Below are 22681 nucleotides of genomic sequence, written 5' to 3'. Positions count from 1 at the left end.
CCAAAGACGCGGGGGACGCGCGGTGCCTACACTCGGTGCCGCGGCCCCCGCGATTTTTTTTGTCTTTTCTCTTCTCTCCCCTTTTCTCGCATCCATGGAAATCCTCACCCTGGTGGCACTCATTGCCGCCGGCTTCTACATCCTGAAGTCCAAGGAACAGCGCCAGCGCATCGCGCTGCTCGGTCGCCATCTGGGCCGCTACCAGATCGAAAAGCTGATGGAGAGCCTGACCCAGGGCTACCTGCGCTGCCTCGGCGAAGACGACGCCGAGCGCCGCCAGCAGATCTGGCACCTGCTCGACAGCACCGAGGAAAAGCTCGCCGCCCAGTTCGAGACCTTCGCCGCCGACCTGGCGCGCGAGCCTGAAGCCGACACGCGCGTGAGCCGGCTGCCGGTGGCCTTGCCGTTCGCCACCACGCTGTTCCCGTCCGCGAGTTTCGACCTGCGCGAAGCGCTGCGCATTCACGCGCGCGGCATCGCGGGCGTGGCGAAAAATGCGGCGGAGCGCTCGCCGAAATCGAAGGCCTTCACGATGTCGGCCGAGCTGTTCCTGATGCAGCACACCTGCCATTGGTTCTGCAAATCGAAGGCCGTGGCCTCGGCGCGCATGCTGACGCGGCACCAGACCTCGTACGAGCAGTTGCTCGAAGCCGTGAGCCCCGAAACGCGCAACGCGTATCGCGCCCTGGTCGGTCAGTGATGCGTTGACAGCAGCGGCAGCGTGAGCGTCGCCACGGCGCCGCCGCGCGTCGCATTGCCCAGGTCGATGCGGCCCCGGTGCAGGGTCGCAATTTCCTTCACGAACGCCAGCCCGAGCCCCGTGCTTTTCTTCTGGCTGTGCGGCCGGGCGAGCGAATAGAACTTCTCGAAGACCTTGTCCTGCGCGTAGTCCGGAATGCCCGGGCCATGGTCGCGCACGTTGATGCGCGCGAGCCGCGAGGTGGTTTCCAGCGTCAGCAGCACCTCGCTGTCGGGCGGTGAAAAGTCGAGCGCGTTGTCGAGCAGATTGCTGATCGCGCGGCGCAGCAGGAACGGATCGCCTTCAACGCGCGCGGGCTCCCGAATGTTCACGATGAGCCGGATGCCGCGCCGCGACGCGGCGGGTTGCGCGCTGCCCGCAATGTCTTCGATCAACGGGCCCAACGCCACCGGTTCGGTGCGGTCGAGGGTGCGCCGCGTTTCGAGTGCGGTGAGCTCCATCATGCGGTCGACGATTTCCTGGATGCGCTGGGTTTCGCGTTCGATGTTTTTCAGAAAACGTTCGCGCTGGTCGTGCGGCATCTGCGGTTCCTGCAGCAGCTCGGCCGCACCGCGGATTGCGGAGAGCGGGCTCTTCACTTCGTGCGTGAAGGTCTGCACGTAGTCGGCCACGTAGTTGCGCCCGGTGAGCGCATCGCGCATTTCGCCGAAGCCGGTGCGCACCGCATCGACCGCGCGCCGCGCCATGCGCGACAGGCTCAGGCTGCGCTGCGCGCGCACCCAGGTCCAGTAGTCGCGGATCAAGCCGAAGGGCCGCACCAGCCAGACCGAAACGATCACGGTGAGCAGCAGCAGCGCCAGTGCCGAACCGACGCCGACCCAGATGGTGCGCACGCGTGCGTCTTCGACGAACTGGCCGAAGCTCTGCACCGGTTTGCCGACGCTGACGACGCCGACGATCTCGTCGTTCCAGCGGATCGGTGCGCCGACGTACATCACGGAGGTGCGCGGGTCGCCGTCGACGTCGCGCGAGGTGCGCGCGCCGTACAGGCCGCCGAGCGTGCGCTTCACGTCGCTCCACTGCGAGTAGTCGTTGCCCAGGTGGCGGCCGAGCGAATCGAACATCACGCGGCCCGTGCGGTCGGTGACGTACACGCGCAGCTCGACCCGGCTCTTGTGCAGGTTGTAGATCTGGGCCGAAAACTCGCGCGTGTAGACGCTGCGAAACAGCGGCTCCAGCCGCGCCGTGTTGATGGCGCCCGCAATCACGTCCTGCTCGACCAGGCTGGCCATGAGCTGCGAGGTTTCGACCAGTGATTCTTCGGCCGACTCGCGGTAGCGCGGGTCGATGTCGGAGACGACGCGGTACAGCAGGAAAGCGATGCCCGCCGTGTAGATCAGCAGGATGCCGATGAAGATCCGCGTGCGCCGCGTCATGCCCTGCTGGCAGGCAGATCTTCGTGCAGCGCGTAGCCGGTGCCGCGCAGGGTGCGGATCGGCTCCACCTCGGGCGCGATGGTCTTGAGCTTGGCGCGCAGCGTCTTGATGTGCGCGTCGACCGTGCGGTCGAAGCTGTCGCTGGCGTCGTCCCAGACGAGCTGGAGCAGTTCGTCGCGCGTGAACACGCGCCCCGGCCGCTGGACCATGAGTTTCAGCAGGCCGTACTCGTAGCGCGAGAGTTCCAGAAGCCGTCCGTAGTAACGGATTTGCATGCGCTCGCTGTCGAGAGAAAAGGGCGTTGCAGGGGTCTGCGGCGCCGCTGGAAGCGGCGCCGGCGCGTTTTGAGGGGGTACCCCATGAATCGGCGCTGCGGCGGCTGGCGGGCTTCCTGAGCCATTTCTGGCACTGCGCCGCAGGATGGTTCGCACCCGGGCGACCAGCTCCCGGGGGGAGAACGGCTTGGCGATGTAGTCGTCGGCACCCAGTTCGAGGCCCACCACGCGGTCTATTTCGTCGCTGCGGGCCGTCAAAAACACCATCGGTACCTCCGGGCCGCCCATCGACTGATTCAGCGCCTGGAGGCGTTTGAAGAGCTCGAAGCCGTTCAGGTCGGGCAATCCGATGTCCAGGATGGCCAGCGCGGGGCGTTCCTGCGCGAACTGCGCGATGGCTTCTTCGGCCGTGGCGCACCACACCGGCTGGAAGCCGTCGCTGCTCAAAACGTACTGGAGCGTGTCGGCGATGCCCGATTCGTCTTCGGCAATCAGGATCCGGGGTTTGAAGCTCATCCGGCGATGTTAGCGAGGCCCAAGGACGACCCGTGCCCGGTTTTTCGCCCGAGGCGCCGGGGACCGGCGCGGCCTTTCGCGGCTTTTTTTTTCGGGCGAGGCTTGTCCTCTTCCTGTCTTCTTATTCTTCTTATTCAAATTAGTAGTAGTAGATAAGGGTCGCCCTCGTCTGTGGAAAGGTCACTTTTTCCTTGACGTGACAACGACTTGCCATGCCTGCGTCACTGTGCGCACCCCCGCTTCCGTGGTGTACCCGCAACTTGGACAACATTGGGTAACCCGCCGGCCCTGTGGATAACCGATGGCTTGTGCCAGAACTCTCCCCAGAGTTGTCCTTTGACAGCCTTCCGAATTTCTGCGAAAGGCGGTTTTCGGACAAAGAAATCAAGTGCCTGTTATTTGGGCAGGTTGTAGATTTCCCTTGCAAATCAATGACTTGCAACGCCCCTACAGAGCAGTGCCGGGGTTACCCACAGAGTTGTCCCAGTTTTGTGGGGAGAACGCGAAGCGGAACCTTCGGGCGCGCTGCGGACCCAATCCGTTCCTTCACATGACGAAAAAACTCGAACATGACACCTTCTGAAACAAAAGCGATCGTCACCCTGAGCCTGCTGGCGGCCTTCGTCGACGGCGAAAAGCACGAACGCGAGCGCGCCGAGATCAAGCGCATCGCCGAGGGCCTGTCGCAGGCCGACGGCGTGAACCTGCCGACGATCTACCAGGACGTGCTCATGAAGCGGGTGTCGCTGGCGTCGGTGGCCGGCGAGCTGAAAAGCGCCGAGTCGCGGCAGCTGGCGTACGAGATGGCGGTATGCATGTGCGACGCCGACGGCGTGCAGTCGGAGCCGGAGCGGCTCTTTCTGATGGACGTGCGCAGCTCGCTCGGCCTGGACGCCTCGGCGGCGCAGTTCTCGCAGCGGGCGGAAGACATTGCCGCCGCGGTGCCGGCGGCTGTGGCGGTGACGGCCGCAACGGCGGCAACGGCAGCCACCCCCGCGGCGCCGCAGGCGCCCGACAGCACCGAGCTGGACCGCGCGATCCTCAACGCCGCCATCCTCAACGGCGCCCTCGAGTTGCTGCCCGAGACGCTGTCGACCATGGCGATCATTCCGCTGCAGATGAAGCTGGTCTACCGCATCGGCCAGGCGCACGGCTACCAGCTGGACACCGGCCACATCAAGGATTTTTTGGCCACCGTGGGCGTGGGCCTGACCTCGCAGTACCTCGAGCAGGCCGGGCGCAAGCTGCTCGGCGGCTTGCTGGGCAAGGTCGGCGGCGGCCTCCTGGGCGGTCTCGGCAAGCAGGCCGTGAGTTCGGGCATGAGCTTCGCGTCGACCTATGCGCTGGGCCACGTGGCCAAGCGCTACTACGCGGGCGGCCGCACGCTCTCCACGCAGATGCTGAAGGACGCGTTCTCCAACGTGGTGAAGGAAGGGCAGGGCCTGCAGACGCAGTACCTGCCGGCGATCCAGGAACGGGCGCGCACCCTCGACACGAGCCAGGTGCTATCGCTCGTGAAAAACGCCTGATCTAGCGGTCTAGACCTGACTTAGATCGTCCAGGATCGGGCAGTCAGGCCGCGCATCGCCATGGCAGCAATGCACGAGGTGCGCGAGCGTGCTGCGCATCGACTGCATGTCGGCGATGCGTTGCTCCAGTTCACCGAGGTGCTTTTCGGCGATGCGCTTCACGCTCGAACTGGCACGGCGACGGTTGTGCCACAGGCCGACCAGTTCGGCGATTTCTTCCATCGAAAAACCGAGATCGCGCGAGCGCTTGATGAAGCGCAGCGTGTGGATGTCGGCGTCGTTGTACTGGCGGTAGCCGCTCTCGGTGCGCGCCACCGCCGGCAGCAGACCCAGGCCTTCGTAGTGGCGCACCATGCGCGCCGACACGCCCGACAGCCGCGCGGCCTCGCCGATGGCGAGCTGGCGGCCGGAGGCGGTGGTCGCCGCCATCATTGAACCGTGTAGCCGGCGTTCTCGATCGCGGCCACGATGTCCTGGCGCGGCTGCTGGCTCAACACGTCCACATGGCCGGTTTCGAGATCGACCGTGACCTGCGCATGCGGATCGACCGTCTGTACCGCGTCTTGCACCGCGTCCACGCAGTGGCCGCAGCTCATGCCGGAGACCTGGAATTTCTGGCTCATCGTCGTTGCTCCTTGTGAGGAATGGATGATTGAATGAAGGGTGGAAGGATTGAACACCCGAATCGGGGATGACGCCAGTTTCAACCCTCTCACGATGTCAACGTCCAGCGTAGGGCTTTGAAAAATCGCCGCTTGACCTTGCCATGGTGTCAGGCTTTAGCCTCGGCACCATGGAACACATTCAGCCCCAACCTTCCGCAGCCGCCGCCACGCTGGACCTCTCGGTCGGCGGCATGACCTGTGCCTCGTGCGTGATGCGCGTGGAGCGCGCGCTCAAAAACGTGCCCGGCGTGCAGGACGTGAGCGTCAACCTCGCGACCGAGTCGGCCCGCATCGTGGCGACCGGCGGCGAGGACATGGCCCTGCTGCTGCGTCGCGCCGTGCGCGCCGCCGGCTACGAGCCGCGCGCCGAAAGCACCGCGCAGGACGAAGCGGCTGCGATGTCGCCCTGGCACGGCTTCATGCCCGTGGCCGTCGGCCTGGCGCTGTCGATCCCGTTGATGGCGCCGATGCTCGGCGACCTGATCGGCCAGAGCTGGATGCTGCCGCCCTGGGTGCAGCTGCTGCTCGCAACGCCGGTGCAGTTCTGGCTCGGCGCACGTTTTTATCGCGCGGGCTGGCATGCGGCCAAGGCCCGTACCGGCAACATGGACCTGCTGGTGGCGCTGGGCACCAGCGCGGCCTTCGGCCTGTCGCTGTGGCTGTGGTGGCGCGCCGCCACCGGCGAGCACGCGGGGCACGGCATGGTGCCGCACCTGTACTTCGAAGCCTCGGCGGTGGTGATCACGCTGGTGCTGCTGGGCAAGTGGCTCGAGGCGCGCGCCAAGCGCCAGGCCACCTCGGCGATCCGCGCGCTGCAGCAACTGCGGCCCGAAGTGGCGCACCTGATCAACGCACGCGGCAAGGAAAGCGACGTGCCGCTGGCCGACGTGATGGTCGGCGACCGCCTCGCCGTGCGCCCCGGCGAGCGCGTGCCGGCCGATGCGCGCGTGCTCGAAGGGCAATCGGAGGTCGACGAATCGATGCTCACGGGCGAACCGCTGCCCGTGGCCAAGAACCCCGGCGATGCCCTGACCGGCGGCGCGGTGAATGGCGACGGCCGCATGGTCATCGAGGTGCGCGCGGTCGGCGCCGAGAGCGTGCTGGCGCGCATCATCCGGCTGGTCGAAGACGCGCAAGCGGCCAAGGCGCCGATCCAGCGCATGGTCGATCAGGTGGCCGCCGTGTTCGTGCCGGTCGTGTTGCTGATCGCGCTCGTCACCTTCGCGGGCTGGATGTTCGTGGGTGCCGACGTCGAGACCGCGCTGATCCATGCAGTGGCGGTGCTGGTCATTGCCTGTCCGTGTGCGCTGGGCCTCGCGACACCGGTGGCGGTGATGGCGGGCACGGGCGTGGCTGCGAAGCACGGCATCCTCATCAAGGACGCGCGCGCTTTGGAAATTGCGCACCGCGTCGACACCGTGGCCTTCGACAAGACCGGCACGCTGACCGTGGGCCGCCCCGTGCTCACGGCGCTGCTGCCCGCGGCCGGTGCGCTGGCCAACGAAAACGACCTGCTCGCCACGGCCGCCAGCCTGCAAGGCGGCAGCGAACATCCGCTCGCACGCGCCGTGCTCACCGCAGCCGCCGAACGCGGCGTGCAGGCGCCGCCGCTTGGTGCGATGCAGGCGATGCCGGGGCGCGGCGTGCGCGGCGAAGTGAACGGCGCAACCTGGGCCATCGCCAGCCTGCGCTGGTGCCGCGAACTCGATGCGATGCCTGCTGAAGCCGACATCGAACGCCTGCAGTCGCAGGGCGCCACGGTCTCCGCACTGCTGCGCTTCGACGACGCCGGCTCCGCGCATGTGCAGGCGCTGCTGGCCTTCGCCGACGAGCCGAAGCCGCAGGCTGCCGAAGCGATCCGCACGCTGCGCGCGCGTGGCCTTCGCGTGGTGATGATTTCGGGCGACAACCTGCGCGCAGCACAGGCGATGGCGGCGCGGCTCGGCATTCCCGCCGAAGACGTGCGCGCCGATGTGCTGCCGGCCGACAAGGCCGAGCAGGTGAGCGCGTTGCGCAAGAACGGCCACGTGGTCGCGATGGTCGGCGACGGCGCCAACGATGCGCCTGCACTGGCCGCGGCCGACGTGGGCATCGCGATGGCGCCTTCGGGCGGTGGCACCGACGTGGCGATGGAAGCGGCCGGCATCACGCTGATGCGCGGCGACCTCGCACTCGTGGCCGAAGCGCTCGAGCTCTCGGGCCGCACGGTGGCGAAGATCCGGCAGAACCTGTTCTGGGCCTTTGCCTACAACGTGGCCGGCATTCCGCTCGCGGCCTTCGGTCTGTTGAGCCCGGTGGTGGCCGGTGCGGCGATGGCACTGTCGAGCGTGAGCGTGATGGCCAATGCGCTGTTGCTGCGGCGCTGGAAGCCGAAGCACCAACAACACTGACCGACTCAACAGCGGATCAGTCGAACAGCAGCGCCATCAGGTGCTCGTCGATGAAATTCGCTTCGCCGGCCCGGCGGTAGAACTGGCGCAGCGTGCCTTCTTGCACGAAGCCCAGCCGGGCATAGAAGCGCAGGGCCGTGGCGTTGTCGCTCTCGGCCATCAGCTCGACGCGGCGGACGCCTTCGGCCTTCAGGCGCGCGAGCACGTCGGTCACCATGGTCTGCGCGACGCCGCGGCCATGCAAGGTGGGATCGACCGCGAGCGTGCCCAGGCTCGCCACATGCTGCGCGCGGCCCGGGTAGCGCGTCACGCGATAGAAACCGGCGACCTGGCCATCGACTTCGAAGATGAAGAAAGCACCGCTGTCGAGCAGGCCCTGGAAGACCGCGCGAAAGTCGTCGCGTGGCATCGGGTCGTAGCCCAGGTAGGGCACGACCCGCTCGTGCATGTAGAGATCGAAGACGGCGTCGAAATCGGAGGGGGTGGCGAGGCGGTGCAGGGGCATGTCGCGCTTCTTCTGTGGGGCTGAGAGGAAGGAAGCGGCCGAGCATAGCAAGGCGGTGCCGGCGACTGCACCGCCTTTTTTTCTCCCCCGAAGTTCAGCGCCGGCTGGCCACGATCACCGCGTTGGTGCCGCCGAAGGCGAAGGAATTCGACAGCACATGGCGCAACCCCCGCGCCTCGCGCGCCGCGCCGCGCACGAAGTCCACGTTGTTGAATGCGGCATCGGGCGTGTGCAGGTGGGCGATGGGCGGCAGTGCCTCGCGGGCCAGCGCACGCAGCGCGGCCACGAGTTCGATGACGCCACCACCGCCGAGCACATGGCCGTGGATTGCCTTGGTCGCGCTGACCGGTGCGGCGTGGCCGAACAGTTCACCGATCGAGGCAGCTTCAGCAGCATCACCCGCGGTCGTGGCCGTGCCGTGGGCGTTGATGTGGCCGATGTCTGAGGGCGTGAGCCCGGCATCGCGCAGCGCCGCACGCATCGCACGCACCTGACCAGCCGGGTCGGGGTTCGTGATGTGCGTGCCGTCGCAGTTGCTCGCGTAGCCGCTGAGCACGAAGGGCTGCGCGCCGGCGCCCCGCGCTTGCGCATGCGCTTCCGACTCAAGCACCAGCGCCGCCGCGCCTTCACCGATGGCGAAGCCCGCGCGGTCGGCCGAGAACGGACGGCAGGCGGACGCGGGTGCATCGGCCGGTGGCGGCGCCATCACGCGCATCGCGTGCCAGCTGGCCATCACACCCGGCGTGAGCATCGCGTCGTGGCCGCCGACGATGGCGATGTCGATCCAGCCGCCACGGATGGCGCGCATGGCTTCGCCGATGGCCACCGCGGACGAGGCACAGGCGCAGGCATAGGCCAACGCCGCGCCGCGTGCGCCGAAGTGCAGCGCCAGTTCGGCAACGGCCGCGTTCGGCATCACGGTGAGCACGGTGGTGGGGCGCATGCGGCGCTGCTCGCCATAGAGCGCGCGCGTGGTGGCGTCGAAGGTGCCGGCGCCGGCCAGGCCGCTGCCCCAGAAGATGCCCAGGCGGTCGCGGTCGATCGTGTCGAGGTCGAGCCCGGCATCGGCTGCGGCATCCTGTGCAGCGGTCAATGCCATCGCGGTGCCGCGGTCCAGCGGCAGGCGCGAGGCGCTGCGCACGCCGCTGGCGTCGAAGTCGCAGGTGGCGGCAGCGATTGCCATCGGGTCCATGCCCGGGATCTCGAGCGTCTGTGCGCGCACGGCAGAACGGCCGGCGAACAGCGCGTCGTCGAAGGCTTCGATGCAGCGTCCGAGTGGCGTGACGAAGCCGAGGCCGCTCACGTGCACGGGGGCGGCGGCGGTGTGCGCGGTCGAAGCGGCCGCGAGCACGGCATGGGCGGCGCCGCTGCTCATGCGGCGGCTGCCATCGGCTCGCTGCGTGCGGCGGCAGCTTCACCTTCGGCATCGATCACCTCGCACAGCCGCTGCAGCGTGATGCCTGCTTCGCGCGGGTCGAGCCGGTCTTCGGGAATGCGCAGGTGAAAAGCGTCTTCGACCGCGAAGACGAACTCCATGAGCGCCAGCGAATCGAGGCCGAGGTCTGACAGCGCGGTGGCGGGCGCGATGTTGGCGCGCGCGACGCGGAAGTCGGTCTCGAGGATGGTGGCGATGCTGTTGAAGGTGGGAGAGGAAGACATGAGGGGGTTCCTTTCTTTCAGGCGTGGAGAACGGAAAGTCCGCGGGTGCGGACCACGGGTTCGGGCACCGGGCCGTGGGCCACGGTTTCGGCGAAGGCGAGGGTCTCGCGCACCACCTGCTGGCGGTCGTTGTCGATGGAGATCATGTGGTAGCTGTTGTTCAACACCACGGTGCGCAGCGAGGCGCAGCGCAACCCGCGCACGAGCAGGTCGAGGTTCGACAGGCTGGCCACCTCGTCTTCGCGCGCATGCAGCGCGAGCACCTGCTCGCACCGCACTTCATGCAGCCGGCGTCGCACATGGCGAATGAGCCGGTCATGCTCGCGCAGGTGGCCCACGCCGATCACCGCGCTGCCGGCGCGCGAGACCTGGCGATGGCGCAGCTCGCGTTCGATCCAGGTGCGCACGCGCTCGTTCTTCACGCCGTAGGGCGGGCGCTCGCGGTACTGCCAGAAGCGGCCCAGCGGCGTGTAGAAAGCCAGCGGCAGCAGGCAGCGCGTGCGCGGCACGGCCCAGCCGTCGAAGCGCAGCGTGGTCGACATGAGCACCAGCGCGTCCACCTCGCGGCCGCAGCGGATGGCACCGCCGAGCGCCAGCGACGCGCCGGCGGAAATGCCGACCAGCATCACGCGATCGTGCGTGTGTCGCAGCGCCTTCACGTGCGCTTCGAGCGTGTCGAGCCAGCGTTCGAAAGGCACGGCCTGCTGCAGCGGCACGGCAGCGTCGAACGAGTAGCCCGCGATGCACAGCGGCTGCACCGCATACCCGTGGCGCTGCAAGGTCGATTGCACGGTCAGCAGCTCGTCAGGCGTGCTGCATAAACCATGGAGCAGAACCACCGCGGTGCGCTGCACGGCGGGGGACACCAGGCTCAAGGGATCGGAGGGATCGCGTGCACTCATCGGAAGGTGTGTCGTATGCTCATGTCGCGTTTATCGCGGTGAGCGACTGACCGGCCGCTGACGCGTCCATCGCCAGGGCAGACCCACAAATCCACCCACCACTCATTCACTCACCATGCGAATCCTGCTTGTGGAAGATGACACCGTGCTGCGCGACGTGATGCTGCGCAGCCTCGCCGACGCCGGTCACCGGGTCGACGTGTCGACCAACGTCGAGGACGCCGATCACCTGTGGCGCGTGCAGCCCTTCGATGCCGTGCTGCTCGACCTCAACCTGCCCGCTACCGCCAGCCCCACCAGCGGGCTGGCGAGCGGTCTCACCGCACTGCGACAGGCGCGCGCGCGCGGCGACCGCACGCCGGTGCTGGTGCTCACGGCGCGCGGGCGCACCGAAGAGCGCATCGCCGGGCTCGACGCGGGCGCCGACGACTACCTGGGCAAGCCCTTCGATCTCGCCGAGGTCGAAGCGCGGCTGCGTGCATTGGTGCGGCGAGCCAAGGGCACGGAAGACATCGTCGTGCTCGGCCAGCTCAAGCTCGACCGCAAGGCGCGGCGCTTCGCGGTCGCGAACGCACCGCTCGATTTGCCGGCGCGCGAGTTCGAAGTGCTGTGGGAGCTCATGAGCCCGCCGGGCCGCACGGTGAGCAAGCGGGCGCTGTCCGACAAGCTCTCGGGTTTCGACGAATCGCTGGGCGACAACGCGCTCGAGGCTTTCATCTCGCGCCTGCGCAAGAAGCTGCTCGGCTCGGGTGCGGGCATCCGCACCTTGCGCGGCATCGGCTACCTGCTCGAAGCCGAGGTGTGAGGCCGCCTGTGAGCGAGGCAACGCCGACGGTCGCACGCATTGCACCGTCGCTCACGCGGCGCGTGCTGCGCAACGTGCTGGTGCCGCTGGCGTTGACCTGGATGGCGGGCGCGGTGATTGCGCTCGTCATCGCCAACTACTTCTCCGAACAGGCCTTCGACCGCGGCATGCTCGACGACGCCTATGCGCTGTCGGCCAACGTGCAGGCCGGCGAGCGCGGCATCGAGCTGCTGCTGACGCCGCGCGAAGTGGCGACCGTGCTGTTCGACCAGACCGACAAGGTTTACTTCTCGGTGCAGCGGCTCGACGGCACGCCGATCTCGGGCAAGTCCGACCTGCAGGCGCCGCTGCCGGGCGAAGGCTCGCGCTACCGCTTTTCCGATATCGACTACGACGGGCACGTGCTGCGTGCGGTCGTGCTCGATCACGACGCCGAGCCCGGCCTGCACATGCCCTACCGCGTGATCGTGGCGCAGACCACGCTGAGCCGCGCGGCGCTCGTTCAGCGGTTGTTGTTCTATGCCATGGCGCCACAGGTGCTGCTGCTGGTGCTGCTGGCCGTGTGGCTCTGGCATGGCATCCGACGCGACCTGCGTCCGCTCGGTGAGCTGCAGCGCGCGCTCGACATCCGCGATGTGCGCGACCTCTCTCCGGTGGCCGTGGCGCAGACTTCGAAGGAGCTGCAGCGCCTGGGCGATGCGGTGAACGCGCTGTTCGACCGCCTGCGCTACAGCGTGCGCGCACAGCGCGAGTTCGTGGGCAACGTGGCGCACGAGCTGCGCACGCCGCTCGCCGGCATCCGCGCGCTGGCCGAGTACGGCCTCGCACAGCACGACACCGCGGTGTGGCGCGAGCAGCTCACGCGCGTGTCCGAGCGGCAGGCGCGCGCGAGCCACCTCATCGACCAGCTGCTCGCGCTCGCGCTGGCCGACGAGGCGCGCACCGACCTGCAGCGCACGCCGGTGTCGCTCGACATGCTGGCCGAGCAGACCGTGCTGCGCCACCTGGCGCGCGCCGATGCACGTGGCGTCGACCTGGGCGCACGCGGTCTCGACGATGGCGTGACGGTGCTTGCGAACGAAGCACTGGTAGAGGGCATCCTCGACAACCTCATCGACAACGCGCTGCGCTATGGCGGACGCACGATCACCGTCGAACTTGCAGGTCGTACGCTGAGCGTGATCGACGACGGACCCGGCATTCCACTCGAAGCGCAGCGCGACCTCATGCAGCGCTGGTCGCAAGGGCCCGCGGGCCAGAAGCTGGGGCAGGGCGCGGGACTGGGGCTGTCGATCGTGGCGCGTTATGCCGAGTTGCTGGGGGCGGAGTTGCGGCTCGAAGCGGCGGAGCCGACAGGGCTGCGCGTGAGCGTGACCTTCGGGGACGACGCCTGAGGTTTCACGCGGCCGTCAGTGGCTTGCGCAGATAAACCCGCGTGCGGCCGTCGAGCGTTTCGCGCCGGTATTCGACGTAGCCGATGCGCTGGTAGAGCGCGAGGTTCTCGGTCATCTTCTCGTTGGTGAAGAGGTAGATCGACACATGGCCCTGGCGCAGCGCTTCGCGCTCGGCCAGCTCGAGCAACGCGCGGCCCGCGCCGCTGCCCTGGTGATCGGGGTGGACCGCGATCACGTCGATGAGGAAGCCTTCGTCGGTGGCGTCGAGCAGCAGTGCCGCACCGATCTGTTGCGCCGGCCGCTCAGCCACCCAGACCTGCAGGTGCGCGATGGCCTCGGCGTAGTCGCGTGTCATCGGCCGCGGCGTGAGGCCCAGGCGCGGGATGTAGGTGCGGAAGGCCTCGACGGCGCACGCGGTGACGGTCGCCACGTCGGCGGCGTTCGCGCGGCGCAGATGCCAGGGCGCGGCTTCGACGCTCATGCGTCGAAATCGACTTCGCCCTCGATCTCCACCGGGATGCCGAAGGGAAGTTCGGCCATGCCGACGGCGCTGCGCGCATGGGCACCAATGTCGGGGCCGAAGAGTTCGAGGATCAGGTCGGAAAACCCATTGATGACCGCCGGCTGCTGCTGAAAGCCAGGCGCCGAAGCGACCATGCCGAACACGCGCGTCCATGCGGTGATGCGGTCCAGGTCCCCGAGCGCGCGCTGCAGGCTGCCGAGCATGGCGAGCCCGGTGAGACGCGCGGCGGTGTAGCCCTGCTCGACGGTCAGCTCGGCGCCGAGTTTGCCGAGTGGCGCAGCGATGCGGCCGTCGGCAGTGAGCGGGCCATGGCCCGAGACGATGGCGCGCCGGCCGATGAGGCGGACGAACTGGAAAGGGAGGTTGACGCCGGGTGGTGGCGTGACCGAGGGAGGAAGGACGAGGCCCAGGGCGTTAAGGCGTTCGGCAATGCGTGTCATGGTCAGGATGCGTGCGGCAAATAACCAAGGGTACGCGCGGCGTGCTGCCAGGGCAATTCGTTCGTTGTACAGCTCGCAATGGGGTAGACGCTGCCGTTGGTTCGGCCACGGAGCACCGACTATCGAGTGCCCATCCAATTGCTGCCGAACGACAGGCTACTGCTAAAAATCATCGTGTTGAGCCAGAGAAGAAGAGGCGCGCTGAGCAGGCATGTGAGAAAGATCAAAACCCCCATGAATCTTGAGAACCCTGCTCCGTCTCGTGCCATCTTGAACCCGAGCACGATGCCACCGACGAGCAATCCCAGAAGAAGCCAGGGAATGCTGCACAGCAGGAAGAAATGTGGATCTGAAAAGCAGCCTTTCATGTCAGCTCGATGTGGTGGCTGTCGAGATCGGATCTGTCTATTTTTCTCATGTGCGGATGGTTCATTGCGGCAGGTTGATGTTGGAACCGTCGAGCTTGAGACCACCTAGCTTCTTCAAGTCGGTGCCGCCAGTTTTCTTGAATTCGTGGACTTGGGTGTTGGACAGGTCCAGGGTCAAGGCAAAGACGGCCGAGCTCAGTTCCAGCTTGCCGATGCGGGCATCGTTCAAACGCACGGAGTTCGCCTCGAAGTTCTCCAGGAGCAGATGCTTCGCATGGGCGTACTGCAGGTCAAGCCGGGGGAACTTGCTCTTTCGAAAAACAAGGGACTCGGTGTGCGGGCCGCCGCCAATGTCCACAAGGATGTTGTCGCCAAGGATGGAGGTGTTCTCGATCAGAACCTCCTGGGCGTCGTTGCTTGCGAGACTGAAAATGAACTTTCCGCCGGACGCGGGAGGGGTGAACTGGCTATCTCGCACGACGAGGCGTTTGGCGCCTTTGACGATCGCCTCGACGCTGCCGCCGCGCACGCGCTCCATCAGGAGTTCTTCCTTGATTGTGGCGCTGGTCAAGTCAAGCATGTCGATGACGGTGTCACGGATGGTGAGTGATTGAAGATTGGCCGCCACCAGCTTGAAAGTGCCGCGAAGCTTGGAGCCCTCGATACGAGTGGCGGCATACAGAAAGTCTTCGCCGCTGTTGCCGATGCTGTCGGTCAATATGGTGACGTCTTCGCATGTGCAGTCCGTGATCGAGAGTCTTTCGTTCCCGGTCCATGCGAACCACTTCGATCTGCATCGCACGAATTCCGCTTCGCCGTCTGATCCCACGGCGCCCTGGTGATTGCGGTTTGCTGTCGTCCCTACGAAATTGCACTCCTCGAAAACGGTGGACTTGCTTCCCTTCTCTGCAAACATGACCGAGTTCCCGACCCAGGCACAGCGCAGAAAATGCACGTTCGTTGTCACGCCGTAGCTCAGGATTCCAGAAAATCGGCAGTCTTCGTAGCGAACGTTGGTCGCTGTCTTTGGATTGATCTCATAGGCGCCGACGAAATCGCAGTTCTTGAAGAGGATGTTGTGCCAGTCCATCCCTTCAAACCGCTCGCCGCTGAGTTCGGCGCCTTCGACGACAAGCCGGGCGTCTCCCTTTTCCTTGGTGCGGAGTGCAGGGTCCTTGAGGTAGGAAAATGTTTTGTCGAGTGTTCTGATGTTTCGTTTGGAGGACATGTAGCATCCGGTCAAGGCGGTGGTGGCGAGAAGTGCTAGTGCGCCAAGGGTGGTTCGACGGGTGGGGGAGGCGGTCATCGTTTGTCGAGACGGATCGCCTTGTCGGGAGGGATGTACCCTTTGCTTTCAAAGTTCCTGGACAGGAACTTCCAGTCGGGAACTTCCCCACGTTCTCCCATCGGCCGTCCGAAGTGCCACACAGCGTTCTTCGGATGCGCCGGGTCCGACTTGTTCAAGCTGAACCCGCCCATGTTCACGTTGCCGTCGATGAGGGCGATATCCGACGGAAAGACCCACGGGTCTGCATGGAGCATGGCTCCTATCTCGGCAGCTTGATATTGGAACCGTCGATCTTGAGTCCGCCCAGGCTCTTCAAACTGGTGCCACCCGTTTGCTTGAAGTCGTTGACCTGGCAGTGGGTCAAATCCAAGGAAAACCCGATCTGGGTGTTGTTCATCTCCATCAAGCCGATCCGCCCATAGCTCAGATCAAGATGATTGAACTCGGAACCATCCAAGACCAGGTGCGCTGTGTTCAAGTAACTCGCGTCCAGGCGTGATGCTTTGGATTTGCGAATGGTCAAATTCTTGTTGAGTGGTGGCCTGGCTTGGTATGCGGGCTCCTTCTGCGCACCACCCATCCATGGTTTCTCCCCGCTCAAGTTGTCGGGCAAGGCGCAGTTCTCCAACAGCACGCTGGCGAACCGGTTGGCTGCGAGATAGAAGACTTCCTGCCCATTGCCGGTGACTGTGACGGCTTTCATTGAAAGCGCCTGACCGGATGCAACGGCCATGCCTAACTTTCCTGCACGGATGCGCTCCATCGTCACTTCGCCTTTGATGGTTGCATCGGTCAAATCGAGCGCGTCGATGACGGTGTCACGGATGGTGAGAGATTGGATTGAACTCGCAACCATATTGAAAGTGCCGCGCAACTTGCTGCGTTCTATCAAAACCGGCGCATGCACATTGGCAACCTCTCTGGGGTCGTGCTTGCTCGAAACGGTTTCGAATTCACAGTCTCGGATCACCAACTGGGTGAGTCCGCTCAAGTCAAACCACTTGCCTTTGCATCTCACGAACTCTGCTTCTCCATAGCCGCCCACTGCACCCCAGTGATTGCGGTTGCTGTCCGTTCCGACGAAGTTGCAGTCGTCGAACACCAGGCGCTTGCTGTCCGAGTAGCCCATCACATAGGTTTCTCCACCAAAGGCACAGCGATGAAGCGTCACGTCCACCATGTCGCCAAAACCGTGGATGCCGACAAACTTGCAGCTATCGAAAGTGCTCTTCTCAAGTCGATCGAGCTTGATTTCATAGGCACCCGCAAAGTCACAGTTGACGAATTTCACATGGCGCCAGACCAGTCCTTGAAGATTGAGTCCACTGAACTCCGCACCTTCGATCGTCAGCAGCGTATCGCCCGTTTCACGGGTGCGCAAAGCCGGATCCTGCAGATAGCGGTAGATCCTGCTGAAACTCTTGATGTTGGGTTTGCCGCTCATGGAGCATCCAGTCAAAGGGAAGAAAAGGGACGCTGCTGCCAAGCCGAAGGTAGAAAGGAAGTCGCGTCGCTGCATGGACTGCCTATCGCACGGCGTCCTTGTTGACCCAGATGGCGGACTTCTTGTCGACATATCCTTTGCTAGCAAAGTTGTCAGACAAGAAATCCCAGTCGGGCACTTCGCCGCGCTCGCCCATGGGCCGCCCGAAGTACCATGCGGCGTTCTTTGGATGCGCCGGGTCCGACTTGTTCAAGCTGAACCCGCCCATGTTCACGTTGCCGTCGATGAGGGCGATATCCAAAGGAAACACCCAAGGGTCCGCATGGAGCATGTCTTTGGCCCAGTCCTCACCCGCATCGGTGGGGACGGGCTTGCTCAGCGTGACTTCGCAGAAGGATTGCACGAGTCGCCGGCTGAGCGTGACGTATTCGGCGTTCGGGTTGCTCTCGATCACTGACTTGGGACTCCACGCCATTGCCAATGCACCGTTGGCATCCAAGGTCATCGCTTCCATCATCGAAAGCAGCTTCGCTTTGTCTTCATTCTTGAAGCCCAAAGTAGAGGTGTTCAGTTGTGACTCGATGCGATGCCATTGCTTGGCCCCGCTCTTCTTGTTCTTCTCGAACACCCACAACGTCACGCTCACCACGCACCCTAGCTTGCGCACCTGCTCGCTCAGGACCAGTTCCAGCTGACCGCTCTTGGCGAAGTACCCAGGCTTGAAGCGCAAGGGCACACGGATGTTGCCTTTCTTGGGCAAGCCGCTCATTGCGTGCAGGTAGTCGAGTGCCACCGCCAGCCGGGGCTTTTCGTTGAAGCCCTTGCCCTGGAATTTGCCTTCGACATGACACCGATCGGTCTTCACTTGCCGGATCTCGCCCGTTGTGGGGTCGAGCGTGGTCCCCGCGGGCGGGCGGCCGGTCCAGGCGCTGAGTTCGCCGTCCAGGTTTTGGTAGCCGATGGGCCCGCCGCAACTGGAGACGATCAGCGCCGTCACGGTGTTCGGTTTGACTGTTTGCGTGTTGTGGATGCCTGGGTCCTTGGCTTCTCGCACCTCGACGCGCCAGCCATCTGACGTGTCGATACTCCGGGGATTCCAGCCGAGCTTGTAGACGCCCGAGCGATGGCTGTGGCCCGACAGATGCCAATCCACCTTGGGGGTGGGGCTGGCCTTCGCCTGATCCATCGGCTGAACGTATTGGGCCAGGTAGGTGGCCTGGTTTTTTTCGCAGGTGCCCACGTTGACGTGGTTCAGCGCAGCCTTCATGCCCCAGACGCCGGTAGCGCTGTTACACGGGTGGAAGAAGACCCTGTCCTTCTTCTTGGTCAGGTTGCTGAAGGGCTCGGGTTCGTCGAAGCTCACGATGGTGAAGTGCGTGGCGACGGTGAGCGTGCCCTCGCTCGCGGCCTTGTAGCTTCGAGCCTGCGTCAGCAGCTTGAGCTGGTCATGGCTGAACGACTCGGTGGCGCGAGGGAGTATTCCCGGCCCCTGGCGGTCCACGCCCCAATCGGCAACGCCCAGCAGGTTCTTGAAGTTCTCGTCGATCCCCCAGCCGAGCGCCGCAATCACCTGTCCGGCCTTGGCGCCTGGCTTGTCGGTGCTCTCCGCGCCGTAGGCATACACCACGTCCGCAAGCGGCGTGAACAGCGCATAGAACCAGTCGAACTGGCCGCCGTCGAAGTTGTAGCCTGTCAATGCGTGGCCGTAGGTGGGACCATAGGCGAGGCACGCCTCGTAGATGGTCATGTTGTGGTCGCGGCTCATGCCTTCATTGGCCTTGCCGCGCGTCCATGCGCTGGCGGCTTCGAACTGGGCCCGGTGGCGCTCCACGGCATCGGGCTGCGCAAGGGCTCGTTGCGCCCGTCGGGCCTCGGCCGGAACATTGCCGTCGGGCCAGGACGTGCGGGCGTTCTCTTCCATGCGTTTGCGTGCATCGCGGCTGTTGGGCGTCGTGGTCTCGAGCACCCCGAGCATGAACGCCCAGTTGTGCTGGTCGCCCGCCTCCACGCGTGCGCTGATGCCATAGGGCACCTGGTAGGCCTCGTGGTTGCCGCTGGTCATGATGATGGGCAACTGGTACGCCGGATTGCGGTACATCTCACGCACCAGGCTGAAGACCATCATGTCGTCCAGGCCCCTCGGATAGAGGCGGCGGCCTTTTTCCTTGTCGAAGACATTGCCCAGCAGATTGAAGGCTTTCCACTGCTCGCCGATCCTGCCCGGGCCGCCGGGTTCTGCCATGGGATTGAAGTTGCGGTTGTAGTCGATCAAGTCTCCGGTGAGCAGCACGGCATCGACCTGGTCGCTGCCCGTGGCCATCGTCTCGAACAGCTTCTTGAGGGCCTCGAAGCTGTTGCAGACCTTGCTGCCTACCGGCCGGTTCCAGGTCGCCTTTTTTTCGTCTGCCCCCTCGAGTACCTTGGCATCGCTGCGACCCATGGCGTTCTGGCGCATGTTGATATGAACGTCGGAGAGATGCCCCAGCTTGAGGTGCGACTTCGTCATGCGTTTGACGGGGTGCCAACTCTTGAGGAGTGTGTCCAGTTCGGGTCTTTGTCCTGGCTTGCTCCAGCTGAACGGGACATCGGGTGGCGGCATGGCGAATTCGTGGAGCTTGTCGAAGTGCCAGGGGTCGCGCGCGGCCTGCTGTTGCAGGAAGCGTGCGATGGCAAGGTCTTGGGCCTCGGCGTACTTGACGCCTTTGAAGGCCTCGAGCTTCCTGTCTTCGGTGCCCAGCCGGATCATCCAGGCGAGGCTTTTCATGGCGCCGGGCGTCTGCAGATCGGCGAAGGGCGGTGCTGACAAGTCGAGCTCGACCTCGTAGACGTCCTGCACCTTGGTGTAGATCTGGGCCGCTGCAGGGGCAATGGTGGCGAAGGGGCGACCGTGTCGATCGCTGACAAGCGCCCCGGGTCCGAAAGAGCCAACGAGCCAGGCCTTGATGCAAGGTTTGGCGGCAGCACATGCCATGCCGTCTCCGAAAAGAGTGCCAGTTTGTGTCGATCCCTCGGCCTGCTCGGCCTCCTGTTTGCTTGCGAGGTCAACTACACGCAGATGCTGGTCGACCAGCCTGTACATCTCGACGGCCTCGCCGGTCGGGATTGCTGCCTTGGCCTTGCCACGCATGCTGGAAGGCGCGGCGATGAAGATGCTGGCCTTGACCTGGCCCGGGGCCAGCAGCAACGGCGTGCCGAGGCTGGGGAACAGGATGATGGCTTCTTCCTCGAGCAGCGGTGTTTCGGAACAGTCGCAGACGCCGGGTTTGGGCTGGTAGGGCATGACGGATCGATCTGGAGTGAGGCGAGTGGGTGAGACGTCGACGTCAGGCGACGGCCGGCGCGGCCGAGAACAGCGTGGAAAAAGCATGGGCGGCATCAGGTGTGCCGCGTCGCGCCTGCAATGGCGCGAGAAATCGAGACGCCCACTGGGCCCAGGTGCGAGGCGCGGCATTCTGTTGTTGTTGCCACCACTCGGCCGGCTGCGCTTCGAGCACGTGGGCGAGTGAGCGCCCCGCATGTCGTGCGTCGACCAGGCTTTCTGCGAGGCCGGGCAGGTATGACAGTTCGGGGTGCAGGCTCAGCGAGTGGTGCAGCAGCGTGATCCAGTCCTCGAAATCGGGCAGGCCGAGTTGCTGCACGGCTTGCAGTTGATCGAGGGCGATCCATCGCTGAATGGCAGGGGCAATGTGCTGAAACGCCTGCGACCCGAAACGATCGCGCACGTGGGCCAGAAGCGCATCGGCCCGGTTGAGCGGAGCCATGGTGAGCAGCAGGTCCTTGTCCAATTGCAAGGGCGTGGTGCGTGCGGCACTTCGCGGCGCATATGGCTTGCTGCATCGAAGACCGTGCGGATGGAATTCGGCGTTCCATCCTGCCCAGGTGAAAGCGCTTAAGAAATCTTGCCGAACGTCGTCCGGCCAGCGGGTCACCATGTCGAAGCCGATGCGCGGATCGAACCAGCGAAGCACGGCGCCGACGGCCTCGTCGTCCTCGAGTGCAGGGTCCGGGGGTATCACGGCGTCGAGCCAACTGCGAAGGTGCGCTGCCAGCGTGACCGGCCGCAATGGCGAAGCCACGAGACTGAGGGCATGCACGGCACCTGCACCACGTGCGAGGTTATGCAGCCACGGTGCTGCATCGGGCATGGATGGCAGTTCGACCAGCCAAGGTCCGACGCCGATCGCAGCGGCTTCAGGCGTGTGAAGGAACAAAGGTGTCGCGTCGAGTTGGTATCGCGCCATCAGCCGTGCCGCCCATCCGTCTTCTTGCCGGTCTTCTTCGACGGCCCCGCATTGGCCGGCGTTCACCAGTGCGTAACAACGTTGACCAGTTTGGCGTGCGAGGCGGGCGAAAGTGCCTATGTCCTGCGCGATGGTCTGTGAAATCTCGTCCTCGAACGCTTCGCGTTCGTACGCTGGAATTTCCATCGGTGTCGGTGTTGTCAAACGCGGGGCGCCACGGGCGAGGCCTGACGGGCGGCGCGTGCCAGGCACTCCCAGCACACGGTCTGTGCTGTCGGCCCTGGCTTCTTGTCCGGCCCCGGCGTTCCATGCATCGAGGCATGTTCGATCCATGTGCCCAGCGTGCCGTGCCGGATGCCGCCTTCGCTCCATTCGCTGAAGCTGGTGCCGCCGTTGATCGTGACCTTCTTCTTGGCGCTGATGTAGACCGTGTCTTCGGTGCTCACGATGTCGATGTCTTTCAAGGCAGTGGCCTCGATGGCGTCGCTTTGGGCTTCGATGCGGATGTCGCCTTGCGATGCGAAGGCCTTGATGCCGCTCTTGAGCGTGAAGATGCGCATGCCTTCCGCCACGCTGGCGAGGATGCGCTGTGCGGCGCTCAGGGAGGTGTGACCGGCGCTGGTGAGCTGGATGTGTGTGCCGGTGTGTGTATGCAGGTGCGTGGTGGCGGTGGCTGCGATGCCTGCGGGGCTGGCCAGCACGAGATGCGGCGCGGCCAGCTCGGGGAAGCGGCCTTCGGTCGATGAGCTGGCGTGGCCTCGCAGGTCTTCGTTCTGCTGCTTGATGGTCTGGGCGACGGTGGACTGGTCGTCGTTGCTGTCCTGGGCCTCGGCCATGCGAGCCGCCTCGGCCAGGCCTTCGATCTGGTCTCGTGCACTTGTCAGGCGTTGGACGGTTTCACCCATGTCCTTGGCGTGGCGAGCTGCATCGGGGCGGCCTTCGGTCGTGATGAGCATCCCGTCCTGCGCTCTCAATACGCCGTGAGCGTCGGTGCGCAGCTCGAACCCCTCACCCCTTGGGTCTTTTCTGCCTGCGTTGTCCTCGATGCGCGCGATGGCCCCCAAGCTCAGGCTTGAACTCTGGTGATCACTCTTGAGCTGCACCTGGATTTTCTCGGCCGTGTCATCCAGGATCAGGTGATTCGATCGGCCCGCCGCACTGTTGCCCCCACCCTCCGTCAGCTCCCGGCTCCTGAACCCGCTGAGTGCACTCTGCCCCGGCAATGCCCAGGGCGGCAGGTTCACCTGGTTGTGGACCCTTCCCATGCAGATCGGCAGGTCCGCATCTCCCGCAATGAAGCCCACGATGACTTCCTGACCAATGCGCGGAATCTGGATGCCCCCGAGCTGGTTGCCCGCCCACGGAGAGCTCACCCGCACCCAGCAGCTGCTGTGCTGGTTCTTCTCTCCCAGCCGGTCCCAGGGGAACTGCACCTTGATGCGTCCCAGCTCATCGGTCCACAGGTTCTGCCCCTCGGGGCCCACCACCAGCGCCACCTGGGGGCCGACCATCGCGGGCTTGGGCTGTGTCGGCTCAGGACGCAGGGGCTCCGTGACGGGGTGGGCGGTGAAGTCGACCTGCACGCGCCATTGCTGCTTGCG

The 22681-nt window shown here is 65.1% G+C and carries 22 protein-coding genes; 5 read left to right on the top strand and 17 right to left on the bottom strand.

The features are described from left to right. Positions 1 to 94: 94 nt before the first annotated feature. Entirely contained in the window at positions 95 to 700 is a 606-nt protein-coding gene (locus tag AAG801_RS19080) for a hypothetical protein (protein ID WP_192194272.1), read from the top strand. Here the strand turns inward: AAG801_RS19080 and creC are convergent. Then, complete coding sequence (gene creC / locus AAG801_RS19075) at positions 694 to 2136, bottom strand: two-component system sensor histidine kinase CreC (protein ID WP_153281367.1); 1443 nt, start codon at positions 2134 to 2136, stop codon at positions 694 to 696. The genes AAG801_RS19080 and creC overlap by 7 nt on opposite strands. Beyond that, on the bottom strand, positions 2133 to 2927 hold the full coding sequence (creB, locus tag AAG801_RS19070) for a two-component system response regulator CreB (protein WP_341889763.1): 795 nt from the start codon (positions 2925 to 2927) through the stop codon (positions 2133 to 2135). The genes creC and creB overlap by 4 nt, the downstream gene beginning before the upstream one ends. Before the next feature lie 569 nt (positions 2928 to 3496). Between creB and AAG801_RS19065 the strand changes: the two genes are divergently transcribed. Continuing rightward, positions 3497 to 4456 (top strand): TerB family tellurite resistance protein, encoded by a 960-nt coding sequence (locus AAG801_RS19065; RefSeq protein ID WP_341889762.1) that lies wholly within the window; start codon positions 3497 to 3499, stop codon positions 4454 to 4456. 9 nt (positions 4457 to 4465) lie between these two features. On the opposite strand, the gene cueR is transcribed toward AAG801_RS19065, so the two are convergent. After that, positions 4466 to 4885 carry a Cu(I)-responsive transcriptional regulator gene (gene cueR, locus AAG801_RS19060; protein ID WP_341889761.1) on the bottom strand — a complete coding sequence of 140 codons (420 nt, stop codon included), beginning with the start codon at positions 4883 to 4885 and terminating at the stop codon, positions 4466 to 4468. Then, complete coding sequence (locus AAG801_RS19055) at positions 4885 to 5079, bottom strand: heavy-metal-associated domain-containing protein (RefSeq protein WP_192194276.1); 195 nt, start codon at positions 5077 to 5079, stop codon at positions 4885 to 4887. Before AAG801_RS19055 ends, cueR begins: the two co-directional genes overlap by 1 nt. Positions 5080 to 5249: 170 nt before the next feature. Here AAG801_RS19055 and AAG801_RS19050 point away from each other — a divergent pair, with 170 nt between their 5' ends. Next, positions 5250 to 7511, top strand: a complete 2262-nt coding sequence (locus AAG801_RS19050; RefSeq protein WP_341889760.1) for a heavy metal translocating P-type ATPase — start codon at positions 5250 to 5252, stop codon at positions 7509 to 7511. A gap of 16 nt (positions 7512 to 7527) precedes the next feature. Here AAG801_RS19050 and AAG801_RS19045 read toward each other — a convergent pair whose 3' ends face one another. From AAG801_RS19045 to AAG801_RS19030, 4 genes are all read right to left on the bottom strand, one after another. Next, positions 7528 to 8016 carry a GNAT family N-acetyltransferase gene (locus tag AAG801_RS19045; RefSeq protein WP_341889759.1) on the bottom strand — a complete coding sequence of 163 codons (489 nt, stop codon included), beginning with the start codon at positions 8014 to 8016 and terminating at the stop codon, positions 7528 to 7530. A gap of 94 nt (positions 8017 to 8110) precedes the next feature. Beyond that, positions 8111 to 9391 carry a beta-ketoacyl synthase N-terminal-like domain-containing protein gene (locus AAG801_RS19040; protein WP_341889758.1) on the bottom strand — a complete coding sequence of 427 codons (1281 nt, stop codon included), beginning with the start codon at positions 9389 to 9391 and terminating at the stop codon, positions 8111 to 8113. Next, the gene (locus AAG801_RS19035; protein ID WP_341889757.1) at positions 9388 to 9675 is read right to left on the bottom strand and encodes a phosphopantetheine-binding protein; all 288 of its coding nucleotides are present in this window, start codon (positions 9673 to 9675) and stop codon (positions 9388 to 9390) included. The genes AAG801_RS19040 and AAG801_RS19035 overlap by 4 nt, the downstream gene beginning before the upstream one ends. Before the next feature lie 17 nt (positions 9676 to 9692). Continuing rightward, positions 9693 to 10577, bottom strand: a complete 885-nt coding sequence (locus tag AAG801_RS19030; protein ID WP_341889756.1) for an alpha/beta fold hydrolase — start codon at positions 10575 to 10577, stop codon at positions 9693 to 9695. Positions 10578 to 10692: 115 nt separating this feature from the next. Between AAG801_RS19030 and AAG801_RS19025 the strand changes: the two genes are divergently transcribed. Together AAG801_RS19025 and AAG801_RS19020 are read left to right on the top strand one after the other, a co-directional pair. Beyond that, positions 10693 to 11382 carry a response regulator transcription factor gene (locus AAG801_RS19025; protein ID WP_056574813.1) on the top strand — a complete coding sequence of 230 codons (690 nt, stop codon included), beginning with the start codon at positions 10693 to 10695 and terminating at the stop codon, positions 11380 to 11382. A gap of 8 nt (positions 11383 to 11390) precedes the next feature. Continuing rightward, positions 11391 to 12776: a sensor histidine kinase gene (locus tag AAG801_RS19020; protein WP_341889755.1), complete on the top strand. Its 1386-nt coding sequence runs from the start codon at positions 11391 to 11393 to the stop codon at positions 12774 to 12776. A gap of 4 nt (positions 12777 to 12780) precedes the next feature. Here AAG801_RS19020 and AAG801_RS19015 read toward each other — a convergent pair whose 3' ends face one another. The 9 genes from AAG801_RS19015 to tssI all read right to left on the bottom strand — a co-directional run bounded on the left by AAG801_RS19015 (position 12781) and on the right by tssI (position 22663). Further along, on the bottom strand, positions 12781 to 13257 hold the full coding sequence (locus AAG801_RS19015) for a GNAT family N-acetyltransferase (RefSeq protein WP_341889754.1): 477 nt from the start codon (positions 13255 to 13257) through the stop codon (positions 12781 to 12783). Continuing rightward, complete coding sequence (locus tag AAG801_RS19010) at positions 13254 to 13739, bottom strand: RidA family protein (RefSeq protein WP_341889753.1); 486 nt, start codon at positions 13737 to 13739, stop codon at positions 13254 to 13256. Before AAG801_RS19010 ends, AAG801_RS19015 begins: the two co-directional genes overlap by 4 nt. 119 nt (positions 13740 to 13858) lie before the next feature. Continuing rightward, a complete protein-coding gene (locus AAG801_RS19005) occupies positions 13859 to 14107 on the bottom strand; it encodes a hypothetical protein (RefSeq protein ID WP_153281356.1) in 249 nt (82 codons plus the stop codon). Positions 14108 to 14168: 61 nt separating this feature from the next. Then, the gene (locus tag AAG801_RS19000) at positions 14169 to 15413 is read right to left on the bottom strand and encodes a hypothetical protein (protein ID WP_341889752.1); all 1245 of its coding nucleotides are present in this window, start codon (positions 15411 to 15413) and stop codon (positions 14169 to 14171) included. Next, positions 15410 to 15649 (bottom strand): hypothetical protein, encoded by a 240-nt coding sequence (locus AAG801_RS18995; protein ID WP_341889751.1) that lies wholly within the window; start codon positions 15647 to 15649, stop codon positions 15410 to 15412. Before AAG801_RS18995 ends, AAG801_RS19000 begins: the two co-directional genes overlap by 4 nt. A 5-nt stretch (positions 15650 to 15654) precedes the next feature. Continuing rightward, entirely contained in the window at positions 15655 to 16839 is a 1185-nt protein-coding gene (locus AAG801_RS18990) for a hypothetical protein (protein WP_341889750.1), read from the bottom strand. 82 nt (positions 16840 to 16921) lie between these two features. After that, the gene (locus AAG801_RS18985; protein WP_341889749.1) at positions 16922 to 20119 is read right to left on the bottom strand and encodes a metallophosphoesterase; all 3198 of its coding nucleotides are present in this window, start codon (positions 20117 to 20119) and stop codon (positions 16922 to 16924) included. 43 nt (positions 20120 to 20162) lie between these two features. Continuing rightward, entirely contained in the window at positions 20163 to 21266 is a 1104-nt protein-coding gene (locus tag AAG801_RS18980) for a DUF4123 domain-containing protein (protein ID WP_341889748.1), read from the bottom strand. A gap of 14 nt (positions 21267 to 21280) precedes the next feature. Beyond that, on the bottom strand, positions 21281 to 22663 hold the full coding sequence (gene tssI, locus AAG801_RS18975; RefSeq protein ID WP_341889747.1) for a type VI secretion system tip protein TssI/VgrG: 1383 nt from the start codon (positions 22661 to 22663) through the stop codon (positions 21281 to 21283). Between the last annotated feature and the right edge of the window lie 18 nt (positions 22664 to 22681).

The sequence above is a fragment of the Variovorax sp. YR752 genome, from assembly GCF_943372545.1.
Note: the sequence above shows the minus strand (reverse complement) of the source record. Positions and strands in the feature narration are given on the sequence as shown.

Coding starts and splice junctions, on each gene's coding strand:
- AAG801_RS19050 (WP_341889760.1), top strand. CDS start 5,250: ATGGAACACATTCAGCCCCAACCTTCCGCAGCCGCCGCCACGCTGGAC.
- AAG801_RS19065 (WP_341889762.1), top strand. CDS start 3,497: ATGACACCTTCTGAAACAAAAGCGATCGTCACCCTGAGCCTGCTGGCG.
- AAG801_RS19035 (WP_341889757.1), bottom strand. CDS start 9,675: ATGTCTTCCTCTCCCACCTTCAACAGCATCGCCACCATCCTCGAGACC.
- AAG801_RS18985 (WP_341889749.1), bottom strand. CDS start 20,119: ATGCCCTACCAGCCCAAACCCGGCGTCTGCGACTGTTCCGAAACACCG.
- AAG801_RS19055 (WP_192194276.1), bottom strand. CDS start 5,079: ATGAGCCAGAAATTCCAGGTCTCCGGCATGAGCTGCGGCCACTGCGTG.
- cueR (WP_341889761.1), bottom strand. CDS start 4,885: ATGGCGGCGACCACCGCCTCCGGCCGCCAGCTCGCCATCGGCGAGGCC.
- AAG801_RS19045 (WP_341889759.1), bottom strand. CDS start 8,016: ATGCCCCTGCACCGCCTCGCCACCCCCTCCGATTTCGACGCCGTCTTC.
- AAG801_RS19025 (WP_056574813.1), top strand. CDS start 10,693: ATGCGAATCCTGCTTGTGGAAGATGACACCGTGCTGCGCGACGTGATG.
- AAG801_RS18980 (WP_341889748.1), bottom strand. CDS start 21,266: ATGGAAATTCCAGCGTACGAACGCGAAGCGTTCGAGGACGAGATTTCA.
- creC (WP_153281367.1), bottom strand. CDS start 2,136: ATGACGCGGCGCACGCGGATCTTCATCGGCATCCTGCTGATCTACACG.
- AAG801_RS18995 (WP_341889751.1), bottom strand. CDS start 15,649: ATGCTCCATGCAGACCCGTGGGTCTTTCCGTCGGATATCGCCCTCATC.
- AAG801_RS19000 (WP_341889752.1), bottom strand. CDS start 15,413: ATGACCGCCTCCCCCACCCGTCGAACCACCCTTGGCGCACTAGCACTT.
- AAG801_RS19015 (WP_341889754.1), bottom strand. CDS start 13,257: ATGAGCGTCGAAGCCGCGCCCTGGCATCTGCGCCGCGCGAACGCCGCC.
- AAG801_RS19040 (WP_341889758.1), bottom strand. CDS start 9,391: ATGAGCAGCGGCGCCGCCCATGCCGTGCTCGCGGCCGCTTCGACCGCG.
- AAG801_RS18990 (WP_341889750.1), bottom strand. CDS start 16,839: ATGAGCGGCAAACCCAACATCAAGAGTTTCAGCAGGATCTACCGCTAT.
- AAG801_RS19080 (WP_192194272.1), top strand. CDS start 95: ATGGAAATCCTCACCCTGGTGGCACTCATTGCCGCCGGCTTCTACATC.
- AAG801_RS19010 (WP_341889753.1), bottom strand. CDS start 13,739: ATGACACGCATTGCCGAACGCCTTAACGCCCTGGGCCTCGTCCTTCCT.
- AAG801_RS19030 (WP_341889756.1), bottom strand. CDS start 10,577: ATGAGTGCACGCGATCCCTCCGATCCCTTGAGCCTGGTGTCCCCCGCC.
- AAG801_RS19005 (WP_153281356.1), bottom strand. CDS start 14,107: ATGAAAGGCTGCTTTTCAGATCCACATTTCTTCCTGCTGTGCAGCATT.
- creB (WP_341889763.1), bottom strand. CDS start 2,927: ATGAGCTTCAAACCCCGGATCCTGATTGCCGAAGACGAATCGGGCATC.